The following is a 13603-nucleotide window of genomic DNA, read 5'->3' as shown; positions in this document are numbered from 1 at the left end:
ATGCACAAACTGTCTCTTTCTTTACTTGCACTCATATTACCTAAAGTACTCTTAGCCAGTTCTTTTATGCCTAATGAATCGGATTATTATTACAAGTTGGGTGGATCATCCAATCTATATGTACCTCCTGTCAATAATGACCAAACCATTACTATTGGCGGTAATGTCGATGGACGGCTTGGTTTTACCTGTAACGGGTTTAATCCTGTAGTCTCCATTACTAATACATTTCAGGATATGAAGTCTTCTGCCATGAATATTCCTGGCGGTATTATTGATAACCTCAAAGGATCTGTTGCAGGATTTCCGCTGTATAAGCTACAACAATCCATGCCTGCGCTTTATAACGTACTGCAAAATACGGCCAGTTACGCACAGAATGAATTTAGTGTCAAAGTCAAAGACTGCCAGGATGTGAAGAAGACCTTGGAAGAAGGCCAATCGCCTATGGAAAGCATGCTTTCTGTGTCTGATAGTCAAGGTTGGCTTGAAGCAGCAAAACGAGCGAAAACTGAAAATGTAGATGTGACTTCAACAGCTAAAAGTATTGCTAAAAAACGTGACGAATATGGACTACCCTGGATAGGTCGGGAAAGCGGAAATGCTGGTGGAACATACCAACGGCCTATCAAAGTCATTAACGATGTAGTCATTGCGGGTTACAATATTTTACTGAATCGCAAACCACTTAATAATGAAAAGAAGCCCGATACCAAAACACCCATGACGCATACTTGGCCAACACCTGCTGATGCCAGTAAATGGGCAGTTAAAGTATTAGGTGATATTCATGTAAGCACCGCTACAGATGCAGATAAAACCAAACACGATGCCAAAGCTGGCATTGGATTATCCGCGTTATTGCAAAGTTGTGACAGCTCCAACACCTGTACTTCAAATGTGTCTAAAGCACTGTGGAATCTAGTAGACAAGCAATGGCCGTTGACTGAAGAAAAACTCAAAATGGTTAGTGCATCCAACTTGATGATTACAGATGAAATTATCATCACCATACAACGTATGCCGCGGGAAGAGCAAATTTTAACTGTTTCCAAATTGGCTGAGGAAATTGCTGTACAAAACATGCTCGATAAGGCCTTGATGATGCGCCGTATCTTACAAGCTGGTCTTCAAGTACAAGAAGTACAAAACTTAAAGCCCGCGCTTGATATGGTGAAATTTGCCTTAAAGAAACTCGATGATGACATTCATTCTTTAGCTTTTGAAAGCGAAGTCCGTAAAAAAATGATGACTGAAACCTTAGGTCTTTTGATGGATATGCGAGGTAGCGATATAGCCAAGGGCTTGCCTGGTGATGATCATGAACAATCGCAAGTTAAAAATGGCGCAGTCTATGCGAAACCTGATTCCAAAGGAGCATAAGATGGTTGTATTTAGCCCTTTATCCTTGTACACCACCTATTTAGGCTGGCAGCAATATGAGGTTATTTTTAATGCCCTGTGGCAAACCGGTTTGTTATACCTTGGTTTTCTTATGGTAGGGTATCGATTCTTAAAAAATGTGCTGGCACCTTCTGGTGCTACACATCACGCGGCAGAATATGCCTTGAATCATTTTCTTTATGAATTGGCAATTACTTTTTTGATTTGCGGCATCTTTATCTACCCCTGTGTGCCATTGGAAGAAAAAGCCATGAGTTTTAAGCCTATGTGCGGTATAAAAAAAGGAACAGATGCAAAAACCTCTACGTTAAAAGATACAGGTACTACTTATGATGAAGCATTTGCAGACGTACTGACCCCCAATGTCAAAATGCCTATTGGTTTTGCACTTTTGCAAAATTACATGTCAGGAATTACCTACGGCTTAATGAAAGTTACCGGTTGCACCGACAGCTTACAGGCGATTGAAGGCGATTTAATTTCCACCTATTTACCTGCCGATGTACGTGAACAAGCATTGAATTTTCACAGACAATGCTTCCTTGAGGCCAGAAGCCAATATCACAATGAACCGCACGATAAAACTAAGGTCAATGACATTTTAAAAAAATACGGTGGTGAGGAAGATTTGAAATGGGTGGGTTCCAAAGTCTATCAAACACTATACTATGATAAAATTTACGCAAGACAACCCGTAGCTGGCTTTACCTTTAACGAAGCCCCCAACAAAAATCTCGAAAAAGCAGCAGAACGTGGTGATATTGATGCCAAACATCTGCCAGAGCAAGGCTATCCCACCTGCAATCAATGGTGGAAAAAGCTCAAAACAGATTTGGTGCAAGTAGCCAATAACGCCAGTGTCTTTGACAGCCACCTGAATTACTACGCGGTTTTAGACAGGGTACGCACATTCAAAAATGACCATCCCAAAGCCTGGGGTTCGCAGTTAAGCTCAGAAGACTACATTGCCAAGATGTTGCTTAATGACAGTCGCGACATGCAGGCTAACAGTATGAAAAACCTAATGGGAAACACTAATGGGGCTTTTGGTGGTGCCATTTCTCATGGGTTAGTAAATATTGGGCAATTAACAAAATCATGGACATCAACTCCATTAAAGCGTGAAGCCATTATGCAAACGCTACCTGTCATGCAGGCCTTTTTGTATTTCTTCCTGATTATCTTGACTCCTGTGATTTTGGCTCTAAGTGGTTATAACCCTAAGGCGTTAGGCAGTATTTGCGGTCTGTTTATAATGGCAATATTCCTGCAATACCTATGGCATCTGGTGGGCTTTGTCGAACGCAGTGTGCTTGATCCTTTAGGACAAAACGATGCCATTGCAGCCATGCGCAATATGGCGGTTTTATTCTACTTTATTGCACCCATGTTGCTATTAAAACTGTCTAGTCATTTTGGTGGGGAAGCAGGGGCAGCCCTTGGTGCATTGGTTAATGACGCAGCGCAGCACAGTAACAAAGTTGCCAACTCAGGTGTGGATACCATCAAGCAAGGGGCAAAAATAGCCAGCATGGGGAAAGTAAAATGAAGCTAGTCTCCATGAATATGTCTGGCGTATTCAGAGCCACTGATTGCACCATCTTCATAAAGTTCAGTTGCCTTCCCCGCAACATAGTATGGTTTATCTTTTTCATCGGAAGCAAAGGCAACAATCGCTTGCAAAGCAAGAAGACTTATCTTGCCAAATATTTTCAATCCCTTCAAAACCACCGACTGTGTTGGGTTGTTCTTCCTAATCATAAGGAGTTTTTCCATGTTAAATAAACGATTCTATAAATCCATTATAGGCATAAGCAAATTCATTCTGCCAGTGGTATTGCTTTTGTTATTAGCACCTCAATTGATCCGATTCAGTACTGAATTTAGCAGCATGAATGACTTTTTCAAAACCCATCAAATAGGTTTTTTACTCTGTCATATGCTGTTTTATCTGGCTCTGTATTGGGCTTGGCCAAAACTGATTACAAGCATGGTCAACCGACGCCCACATGAACTTGATGAGGTTCAAATTAAATTGGCTTTGCAAGCAAAATACTACCTGCTTGCGGCGCTAATCTTTTTTGAATTACTGGTTTGGTGGAGATAAATCATGAGCCAATATCCCGTTGAAAACCTTTTGCGTGAACCCACTGAATTCTATACCTTTCTGACCTGCACTTCACTGGCATGGCTAACTGTCGCCAAACCACACCTGTTTTTACTCACTCAAGACATGGGAGTCTATGCAGCACTTAGCCTTATGACATTGGGTCTAGTTAGAGGATACCAGGCTTTCCGCATCAAGCGTTATCACCGCAGACTTATTGCTATGCCTTATTATGCTTTGTCCACCACGGAAGTGCCATTATCAAAGAAATGGTTGTTTCTTGGGAAAGGGTTTCGTTGGTTGCCTCATCATACGCAGCGATTACATCAAATTAAACAAATTAGAAATGAATTATTTATGCAACGAAATACGTGCTATCGCAAAATACGTGATTATTGCAAAAACCACGAAAGTTCATTATTGACCCAACTATTTAATACTCCATCAAAATTCAATCCATTCAAACCTGATCCACCTGTAGGTGGCAGCTCATACCTACATGGGTTAGGTGAAAAAGATAGTTCTGTCTATATCCCGCAGGAAGTTCGAGTTGGTCATACTTTTGTAGTAGGTACAACTAGAGTTGGTAAAACACGCCTGGCAAGCATCCTAATCAATCAGGATATTAGAAATGGCGATGCAGTGATTGTCGTTGACCCCAAAGGAGATTTAGATTTAGTTCGTGATATGTACTCAGCCTGCAAGGCTAGTGGCAGATTACATGATTTTAGAGTGGTGCATTTAGGTTTTCCTGAATTGTCTGCTCACTACAATCCGCTCAAAAACTATGATCAAGTCAGTGAGGTTGCTACACGTGTTACCGATGCGATTCAAGCTGAGGGCGAAGGAAAACAGTTTGCAGCCTTTGCCTGGAAATACGTGAACATTGTAGCGATCTGCCTTGAAGAAATGAAACAACTTATTTCTTATACTTCTATAGGATTTTACATCAATCGATTGGATCAACTACTAATGGCCTACTCCGATGCCATACTCCCCGCACATGATCCAAATTATCATGAAAAAATAGAAGAAATCATCGCTAATAATGATTGCCGTGTAGATAAATACGGCAATACTCCGCCGCCTATGAGCCGCTCAAAGGCGGTGGTGAAATATTTACAAGAGCATATCAGTAAAACCATCACTTCAGGCAACGTTGAAAGCCTTCATGATCAAGTACTCATTGATCTGTTTGATGCGGCCATCATGGATAAAAATTATTACGATAAAATCACAGCCAGTGTTGGTCCTGTATTATCAGAGATTAATAAGAGTAATGCCTCAAGGATCTTTTCATTTCATAAAAGCAATTGTGAAATCGAATTGATGAGTGCAATAAAAAACAAACAAGTCATCTATATCGGGCTGGATAGCTTAACAAACCCCAATATTGCCCAGGCAGTCGGTAAAGCCTTTTTGTCAGATTTAGTATCCACTGCTGGAAAAATATATAAGGAAAGTAACGCGAATTACCGTCTCAATCTCCATTGCGATGAACTTTCTGAAATCATCCAAGACTCATTTGTCAAAATTTTAAATAAAGCCGGTGGAGCTGGTTTTCAAGTCACCGCTTATGCTCAGACCAAACAAGATATGGAGGTGGCATTAGGCTCTAAAGCCAAAGCAGAAGTGACTGAAGGAAATCTAAATACGCTCATCATGTTACGTGTTAAAAATGAAGAAACAGCCAATTTATTAGTTAAAGTGTTACCAAAAATTGGCGTGGTCGAGCACACTCAAGTGTCCATGGTCAACGACACACCCCATGGCGAGGATGGCGTTTATTTTAACACCACCAATGAAGATCGAGTACAAACCACCGCAGTACCTATGATTGATGTCAATGACATTATCTCATTGCCCAAAGGGCAAGCCTTTGTTTTAGTGAATGGCGGAGAGCTGTACAAAGTAAGAATACCCTTACCTGTGAACGATGGATTAGCCCCCAAGGATATCAAAAGCGCTATTCGTGCAATTAACCAATTGGATGATAACCTTGGAGATTAATATGAAAGCAGAAATTACTTTAAACCTTCGTACCCGTGAAGTGTATAAATTATTTGAGAGGAAAATTAGTGGGGATAGGTTATTTATTGATGTTATTTTGCATAAGATGAATATTGTCATTGGGCAAAATCGTAAGCCAAATCCCATGGCTCTTAAGATGCTGAGCGAGATGGAACAACAACTCAATTCTCTAACAAATGCATTTTCATCTGAAATTAGGCGATTTGAAGAATTGCTAGCTAAGAAAAAAGAGTTTAAGGACAAACAAATCAATTTTGTTGTGCAGTTTCATCCAAAGATTATTGTATGTAACCCTCTAAGTATTAAATTAGCTGAATTGATCGAGGTTTATGACCAACTGATAGCAACTTTGAAATTACTCCGACTTGCAGGATGCTTTGAGACTGATCAGGCATATTTTATCCATATGAAACAAAAACAAAAGCTCACTAACCAATCACTAAGCAAAATTATTTTGGCTGAGTGAATTGAATTCTCTTAGAAATGGCATTGAGTTAAAGTGAAGCCACTATATCTGACAATGCCATAAAAATTATTCAAAATCCCTCAACTAAGTTGATGATTTGTTTTTCTCAAAATCTTTAAATATTGCTTCTGCTTTTTTTTGTTGTTCAAGAAGTTTGCAATAATGCTCTCGCATAGAAACATCTTTGCCATTTTTACACAACTGTTTAAATGTTTCTATATTCTTACTTTCTTGAGCTGGATTTGCAAAAATCATCGTAGGAAAACACAATAAGATAAAAATCAATTTTTTCACTATTACATCCTTAATAAATAAAACAACACTCCAAACAAGATTGTAAATAATCCTGCTCCGCTAGAATAATATAATGCATTTACTAGCACAACATTAACATTTGAGTGCATCGAAACTGTACTATTTCGGAATTAATTAAAAAGAAACTATTCTGATAGCAGTTCTAAAATTTTAGGAATCCAAGTTTCTTGATACCACAACCACTGATTATTAACGACTAATTCGCCATATTGCTTTGCCTGTATATTCCGTGTACTAGCATCTTTCCACAATCTTTTCCATAAATTTTGATGAGCTGTTTTGTCAAAATTCTTCCCCTGTTTTTTAATAATATCTATTACCTCATTTTGAGTTAGTTTTTTATATTGTTTGTATTTAAAGAGAATATTATCAATCGCCATTCCACTGGCTGATTTTTCATCAATAAATCGGTAAGCTCTATCAGCTTGATTTTCATGATTGGTATTTATCCGCATATAAAAGACTCGATAACTATATCTTGAATCGGTTAAAGAATCACAATCTGTTTCATAATCTGAAATAAAATCCAGTAGATTTTTAGGCAATTCTTTTTTTTCTATTAGTTCATCAACTTGACTTTCACCAAAAGAAAACAGTTGTAATGCAATCGGAGTAATTTTCTCAAGCCCATAGTCATTCCCAAATAAATTCTTCAATGTAGAATTATAATTTATGCAACACGCTTGGAATTTTGCGCTAAAAAACGAATCAATTTTACTTGTCATTTGATGCTCAATTTCATGCCTAATTCCAATCAAGAATAACAAATTATCTTTGATGGCTTTCTCTAAAGGACAACTCTCATGGTTTAAACACTTTTCTAATTCCCAATATTTATAGGCACCATGTTTAGTTTTGATAAATAACTTTCTGGATTTTGGACTGTTATAATATCGATATTCAACATTATTTTTTCTGAAATAAGCATGTAAAAGATATGTCCAAGCAATATTCATCAGAACAATAAATGATTCTGATTTAAATGTTATAAGAGGATTATTGTAAAGCTGAATTGCGGCCAAAGCCGCCTCTTGTGATTTTTTTATTAACTCATTTTTAATTGAAAAAACTGACCGCTTCCTTTGTTTAGCCATAATTTATCCAACTAAATATTGTCTTTATAGTTTAGATTAATATCTGACAAATAAATTTGCGGCTGCGTCACTGAGGATTTATCCGCAGTGACGCAGCCGAATGGCTGCGAAATTTTTCAATAAATTCAATCTACTACTTATCATTGAGCAAGCGCGTGCAACGCGATTGCTCAAAATAATCATTTAAAAGCCCTTGTCCAACACGAATCGTTTTGCTAATGTGACATTAAGCATAACTGACGAGACCGGTGCGATTCCGGCGAAACCTTAACAGGTCTTATGCAATAGCCACTCTCATTCTCTAATCTTGTGGCAGAACGATAAGTCGAGAACAAAACACCATCTGCACTTCGCAGAATCTATTGTAATAAAAAGCAATACAATTCTTTAAGAATTGAACCTCACAATACCATCTCTGTATTGCCCCGTGCGCTACAATAGTTCGTAGAGACTTTGTTGTATTTAAAACCATTAAACCTAAGGAGATCACCATCATAAAAAAGTAGTACCTATGTAATCAGGTCAATAGAAGTTTGTAGTTTAAACTGATTTGCCCCTGAACTGAGTCTTGAGGCACTACGCCTGGTACTGCAATCTTGCAAGCCGCTCTACCAACACTAAACAAAATACCAGGGCAAATAGTTTTAGAGGGTTACAGATGAGAAAAAGTCAGCTCAGACAACAAGTAGATCAGTATTGTAAACACAATCACACGGGGTCATTCCGCGCGAAAAAACACCGTCATTTTGTATTACACAAAATGATTCGTGATTTATATCATATTGGCCATGTTCCCTCCAAATGGCATGCAGTTACTCATGATCATATGGTGCGACTTGTTGCTCATTGGCAAAAAGAAGAGATCAAACCCAAAACCATCATGAAATACATGACCCTCATTCGTAGATTTTTTCAAAGTATCGACCATACAATTGATAATATTAGCAACCAGAATTTGGGAATTAAATGCGCTCAACTTCGCTCCAAGACAATCCTATTTCCAAATAATCATTTGGAAATACTAAAAAATCCCATTGCAAAAATAGTGATTGAATTTCAGATTTATTTTGGATTAACGCTGAGTGAAGCAATGCGTCTAAATCCTGCTATCCATATTCAGGAAAATTCACTTTGGATTACAAGAGATATTGCCACAAATAGCCACGACAGGAGGATTCCTGTTAGAAATGATAAGCAAGCTCAAGCCAATAAAACACTTCAAACACTATGCAAAGAAGAAAGTTTGATTTTAACTTTTGGATATCATTCTGTACGCGGTGCGTACAGCCATGCAATAAAAAAAATAGGCTTGTCATCATCAAGGAGCTACCGCTGTTTTTATGCCAAGAGTATGTATCCAGAACTGTGTCAAATCTTGTCCCCTTACCTAGCGAAACAAACAATCATGCGTGAAATGGGGCTGCAATCCAGACGCACGCTTTGGAGTTATCTGCATGAGTAATACAAAATTGCGTTCGGCAAAATTTTCAATCAATGAATTGGTTAAAAAAGCATATAACCACTCCTATGCCAGTCAATCAGACATGCGTCACATGCTATTTCGATGTGTGAAAGATTTACATGAGCTTGGCTATAAAATTGGTCATATAAAAGGATTAAAAGCAAAACATATCTACGTGTTAGTAGAACACTGGAAATCTGAAGGGAAAAATACAGGAACAATTAAAAACTATATGGCCAAACTACGCAAAACAGCTTGTCTATTGGATAATCCCATGCTCATTAAGCCAGAAAATGGTGCCTATAACATCGGTCAACGCTCTTATGTATCTTCAATCAACAAAGCAATTCATCATATCGATCTATCCAGGTGCACCGATCCTTATATTAGATTATCCCTTGAAGGTCAGATGCTTTTTGGCCTAAGGCGTGAAGAATCCATGAAATTTACGCTTAGTGAAGCACACCATGGGGATAGCTTGACGATTAAACCAAGTTGGACAAAAGGAGGCATAGGCAGAACATTAAACATAACAAATGAGGCGCAACGTCAATGGTTAACAAAGGTTTCTCAGCAGGTCAAGACTGGGGAATCGCTAATACCGTCTAATAGAACCTATAAACAGCACTTAAGTCATTATGAAGAACAAGCAAAAATCATGGGAGTTAGTAAACTGCATGGCTTAAGACATGCCTATGCCCAAAGACGATATAGAGAGCTAACCCAATTATTTGATTCAAAAAATAAAGGAATGCTATGCCCATTTGAAGGCGGGAAAAAATTTCAGGACATGAATCCAATAGAAAAAGCCATGGATAGAAAAGCACGTCAAATGATTAGCCTTGAATTAGGACACTCTCGCATATCAATAACAAGGATCTATTGCGGATGAAATAAATCAAAACGTGTTTTATTTTTAAATAAATAACACGTTTTGATTGATTTATTTGTTGTAACAGTTTAGAGTACTAGGTATATAACACAACTGAAGAGCCAGTGAGAGCCTGGCGAAACCTCAATAGGTCTTGTGAAGAGCCACTATCATTCCCTAATCTTATGGCAGAACGTTAAGTCGGGAACCTCAGTTTCGATCACTGATCACCCACCAGGGTGAAACCACATTAAAACCTCTTGTTTTAAACCTGTTTATCCATTCGCAATTGTTCATTTTGCGAACGGCTGTTCTTTAAAAATTAGGCGAATCAACCAGACTTGTCGTAATCGAGTATGGATGACTCATTTTTTAATCATCTGGGAGAAACTTCCCTGATGTGGTGGTTTTCCCAATTTTTGGAGAAAATCATGGAAAATGTGAGTTCTACTATCTCAAGAAAGGAATATGTATTTTTTGATTTAGCTTGTTGTATTAATGAATTTCATGCCTTGCACGAAGAGTTATCAGCACAAGATATAGAGGAAATTAAACGGCTAAGCAAAAAATTGCATTCTCTTTTAGAGGATCAACATCCTCGACTCAATTTAGTTTAACCCTAAGTAGGAGTGCTTATTTCTACTTAGAGAGTAGCACTCCTTTTACAAGGAGTCTTAAAATGGATACACCTCAAATTTATGTTGCATGTCTTGCAGCTTATAACAATGGCATACTACATGGAGAATGGATTGATGCAACTCAAGATGCAAACACCATTTATGATGAAATTCATGAAATGTTGGCTAAAAGCCCCATTGAGGATGCAGAGGAATTTGCGATCCATGATTTTGAAGGATTTGGTGGTGCACAAATTAGTGAGTATGACAGCATCAATGATGTTGCGGAGCTTGCCTCCTTCATTATGAAGCATGGGGAGTTAGGTGCTGAACTTTTTAGCTACTACTCTATTGAAGACGCAGAGAGGATGTTAGAGGAAAATTATCACGGAGCTTATGATAATGAAGTTGATTTCGCCCGTGCGCTTTTTGACGACTGCTACAGCAGTACAATACCGGAGGATTTGCTATTTTATTTTGATTATGAAGCTTTTGCGCGTGATCTATTTATAAGCGATTATCTTTCGGTAGAAGCAGATGGTCAAACGCATGTTTTTTCTAATTACTAAGCCCCTTCTTTGGGGCTTTTTATTTGATGTCTGTAGAATGATATTGACCGCTATGGCTTTCTCAATAATACCTTTACACAATATTATTCAACACTGTCCATTTAATAATAGTGCTGCTCTGTAATTCTCGGAAAAATATCTTCATCTTTATCAATTTGTCCCTTTCTCATTTTAAAATTGATATTGTAATCAAGACAGTGCTCTACTAAATAAATTGGAGTTTCTGAATCAAATGAGGTAGTTTCATCAATCGAACTTCTATTCCAAAATTTATAAATAAAAGGATCAATAACGTTAAAGGTTAATTCTAATCCAGAGTAAGTGTAATCCAAACTAAAACTGTGCCCAATATGTATTATTTTACACCTATTAATCCATGCTATTTCTAGCAAGTTATATTCAATTTGGTAATTGGTTGTCAAAGCTAAAAGATCTGGAAGATCTAAAAAACTACGGGATCGGGCTTTCTTAAAAAACTCATTCAATTGATCATTTTTCGACGTTAATTTTGGTATTTTTTCATAAATTAATAATGGGTGCTTCTCCGCAATAGCTGCTTTCATTAAAATTTCTAATGCTTGCACAAGACTTGAATAAGCATAAGGGTGAACACATTCACCTCCCATTGGAGCAAAAGTTAAGTCATATAAACTTTTTCCTAATAGTGAACAACCAAACTCTACCATTCCACTATTAATTGCATTTAGATCTTCCAACATAATATTCCCACCATGCTCCCCAAATAATGATGTTATTTAAAAACTGAATTAACCCATTGAACAAACTCAGTCATACTCATTAAATCGATCTTGCGCTTAGAGGTTGTGGCTTCTTTTAGATTAAATTTTTCGCATGCATCACGGAGCCATTCTATTGCTCCAGGTTTTGCACCACCTCCGTCTAGCAAAATAATAATGTGTGGTTCAACCATTTTTTCAGAACAGTTTAAAAATAAATATGGAAGTTTTTCGTCTACACTTCCAGAAACTTGTTGCCATTTACATTCAATTCTAGTGTTTAGATTGTAGGCTTTTGACATTAAGACAAATTCTGTAGCACTAGCATGCTTATAAAGCCCCTCATATGGAACATTTTTTAATAATAACTCCTCACTATAACTCGATGGGTTTAATCTCCAATCTTTATACCGAACAACAGTAAATCCTTTTTTTGTAAGGGCAAATTCTACTAATCCTTCCAGAACCCCTCCACTACTGTTTGCATATGAGCCACCTTGTTTCATAACATTGCCCCTAATCAAATAAAGCAAGTACCTCTCTCGCTCGTGTTCTTGCGCTGCCGTTACAACTTATATTACGCTGCACATCAAAACTGACGATACGTGATCCTTGATATAAGCTCTGAATAAAAGTCGTATCATGATTGGATATAATCACAGGAACTCCCTTAGCAGCTAGTTCTTTAGCTAACTCAACTAACTGCCTCTGATCTTCTAGCCCAAAACTAGTTGAATGATATTTTGTAAAATTAGCTGATGCAGATAATGGAGCATATGGAGGATCACAATAAATAACATCTCCCTTAACAGCCTCTTTCATAATCACCTTATAGTCAGCACATCTAAATTCTGCTTTTTCCGCTTTTTGAATAAAAGTAAACATTTCATTTTCCGGAAAATAGGGTTGTTTATAATCTCCAAAAGCTGTATTAAATTTACCAGAGCTGTTATATCGAATTAATCCATTAAAAGAATGACGATTGAGATAGAGAAATAATGCAGACTTTAAGTAACTATCCTTCGTTGAATTAAATTCTGAACGTAATGATAAATACACAGATTGCGAATTAGAGTCCGTATTAAAAAATTTCTTACAAAAATAAATAAAATCACTTTTCTCAACCTTCAAATGTTGGAATAGGTTGATTAGATCCGCATTGATATCAGCAAGTAGAAATTGTTCGTAATTGGTGTTTAAAAAAACAGATCCTGAACCTAAAAATGGTTCAATTAAACGACTTCCCTCGGGAAGACTCGAACGAATCTTACTTATTATCTGAAACTTACCACCAGCCCACTTTAAAAACGGCCTAATACGAGTAATTGAATCCATCTCACTCCCTAAGCAATTGTTTTTCTATCATTACTTATCCCTTTTGTTTAATTTTAGCCTAATTATTAAAATTAATAGTTTATGAGCCAACTATGCCACAGATGTCCGTTGTATTCAGATGAAGCTTTTACCAAAGTGTATTTGTTGTATCACCAAACGCATAGTCGAACACTGATGGAGTCACTCTATATTTGGCTCAGCAATTATTTTTTTGACCAATAAGAACCTAATAGTAAATTCGATTAGGCTTTAAAATACAGCCTCGGGTACCACTGGCACATAATGTCGGCCTATTTATTCGACTACTCTTGCAAATTTTGACTGTGGGGATTTTGTGGGGATCAGTACAGTGCTGTTATGCACTGTACTGCAATTGTAGTGGGTGGCGACATTTAATTATATAATAAATTCAATGAGTTAATTTTAAATTACCGGGCTTCGAACCAAGGTGTCGGGGGTTCGAGTCCCTCCGAGCGCGCCATACAGGGCTCATCCCCAAATCCGGGGGCACTAATCAAGAACACAAAACCTTAACCCTTAACCTATAATTTTCAAAATTTCTAAACCCATAGGCACGACGTTGAATGAGTTTCAT

The 13603-nt window shown here is 37.5% G+C and carries 16 protein-coding genes; 9 read left to right on the top strand and 7 right to left on the bottom strand.

The window, feature by feature from the left end; all coding sequences use genetic code 11:
• Entirely contained in the window at nt 1–1383 is a 1383-nt protein-coding gene (locus E1O52_RS12080; protein WP_016356966.1) for an integrating conjugative element protein, read from the top strand.
• 1 nt (nt 1384) lies between these two features.
• Nucleotides 1385–2953: a conjugal transfer protein TraG N-terminal domain-containing protein gene (locus E1O52_RS12075; RefSeq protein WP_016356967.1), complete on the top strand. Its 1569-nt coding sequence runs from the start codon at nt 1385–1387 to the stop codon at nt 2951–2953.
• A gap of 2 nt (nt 2954–2955) precedes the next feature.
• Here the strand turns inward: E1O52_RS12075 and E1O52_RS12070 are convergent, their stop codons facing one another.
• A complete protein-coding gene (locus E1O52_RS12070) occupies nt 2956–3165 on the bottom strand; it encodes a hypothetical protein (protein ID WP_027220156.1) in 210 nt (69 codons plus the stop codon).
• Between the two features lie 13 nt (nt 3166–3178).
• Between E1O52_RS12070 and E1O52_RS12065 the strand changes: the two genes are divergently transcribed.
• The 3 genes from E1O52_RS12065 to E1O52_RS12055 are packed head-to-tail and all read left to right on the top strand — an operon-like array spanning nt 3179 to nt 6008.
• Nucleotides 3179–3511, top strand: a complete 333-nt coding sequence (locus E1O52_RS12065) for a hypothetical protein (RefSeq protein ID WP_027220157.1) — start codon at nt 3179–3181, stop codon at nt 3509–3511.
• Nucleotides 3512–3514: 3 nt separating this feature from the next.
• On the top strand, nt 3515–5521 hold the full coding sequence (traD, locus tag E1O52_RS12060; RefSeq protein ID WP_014326970.1) for a type IV conjugative transfer system coupling protein TraD: 2007 nt from the start codon (nt 3515–3517) through the stop codon (nt 5519–5521).
• A gap of 1 nt (nt 5522) precedes the next feature.
• Complete coding sequence (locus E1O52_RS12055) at nt 5523–6008, top strand: AcaB family transcriptional regulator (protein ID WP_016356968.1); 486 nt, start codon at nt 5523–5525, stop codon at nt 6006–6008.
• Nucleotides 6009–6092: 84 nt separating this feature from the next.
• Here the strand turns inward: E1O52_RS12055 and E1O52_RS12050 are convergent, their stop codons facing one another.
• Together E1O52_RS12050 and E1O52_RS12045 are read right to left on the bottom strand one after the other, a co-directional pair.
• A complete protein-coding gene (locus E1O52_RS12050) occupies nt 6093–6302 on the bottom strand; it encodes a hypothetical protein (RefSeq protein ID WP_025519966.1) in 210 nt (69 codons plus the stop codon).
• A 146-nt stretch (nt 6303–6448) separates the two neighbouring features.
• A complete protein-coding gene (locus E1O52_RS12045; RefSeq protein ID WP_014326973.1) occupies nt 6449–7417 on the bottom strand; it encodes a DUF3644 domain-containing protein in 969 nt (322 codons plus the stop codon).
• A gap of 658 nt (nt 7418–8075) precedes the next feature.
• Between E1O52_RS12045 and E1O52_RS12040 the strand changes: the two genes are divergently transcribed.
• The 4 genes from E1O52_RS12040 (at nt 8076) to E1O52_RS12025 (ending at nt 10936) form a co-directional block, all read left to right on the top strand.
• Nucleotides 8076–8879, top strand: coding sequence for a phage integrase N-terminal domain-containing protein (locus E1O52_RS12040; RefSeq protein ID WP_016356969.1), 804 nt, complete (start codon nt 8076–8078; stop codon nt 8877–8879).
• Nucleotides 8872–9771: a phage integrase N-terminal domain-containing protein gene (locus E1O52_RS12035; protein WP_016356970.1), complete on the top strand. Its 900-nt coding sequence runs from the start codon at nt 8872–8874 to the stop codon at nt 9769–9771. Before E1O52_RS12040 ends, E1O52_RS12035 begins: the two co-directional genes overlap by 8 nt.
• A gap of 410 nt (nt 9772–10181) precedes the next feature.
• Entirely contained in the window at nt 10182–10367 is a 186-nt protein-coding gene (locus E1O52_RS12030; protein ID WP_225969164.1) for a hypothetical protein, read from the top strand.
• A gap of 62 nt (nt 10368–10429) precedes the next feature.
• Nucleotides 10430–10936 (top strand): antirestriction protein ArdA, encoded by a 507-nt coding sequence (locus tag E1O52_RS12025; protein ID WP_016356971.1) that lies wholly within the window; start codon nt 10430–10432, stop codon nt 10934–10936.
• Nucleotides 10937–11037: 101 nt separating this feature from the next.
• Here E1O52_RS12025 and E1O52_RS12020 read toward each other — a convergent pair whose 3' ends face one another.
• The 4 genes from E1O52_RS12020 to E1O52_RS12005 form a co-directional block, all read right to left on the bottom strand.
• A complete protein-coding gene (locus E1O52_RS12020) occupies nt 11038–11655 on the bottom strand; it encodes a hypothetical protein (RefSeq protein WP_014326978.1) in 618 nt (205 codons plus the stop codon).
• Between the two features lie 32 nt (nt 11656–11687).
• A complete protein-coding gene (locus E1O52_RS12015; protein ID WP_016356972.1) occupies nt 11688–12179 on the bottom strand; it encodes a PD-(D/E)XK nuclease superfamily protein in 492 nt (163 codons plus the stop codon).
• Between the two features lie 10 nt (nt 12180–12189).
• Complete coding sequence (locus E1O52_RS12010; protein ID WP_014326980.1) at nt 12190–13008, bottom strand: Dam family site-specific DNA-(adenine-N6)-methyltransferase; 819 nt, start codon at nt 13006–13008, stop codon at nt 12190–12192.
• 514 nt (nt 13009–13522) lie between these two features.
• A partial coding sequence (locus tag E1O52_RS12005) for a transposase (RefSeq protein ID WP_072356411.1) occupies nt 13523–13603 on the bottom strand: 81 nt, incomplete at its 5' end.

Origin of the sequence: Legionella nagasakiensis, assembly GCF_900639915.1 — a bacterium.
Taxonomy (GTDB): domain Bacteria; phylum Pseudomonadota; class Gammaproteobacteria; order Legionellales; family Legionellaceae; genus Legionella_A; species Legionella_A nagasakiensis.
Note: the sequence above shows the minus strand (reverse complement) of the source record. Positions and strands in the feature narration are given on the sequence as shown.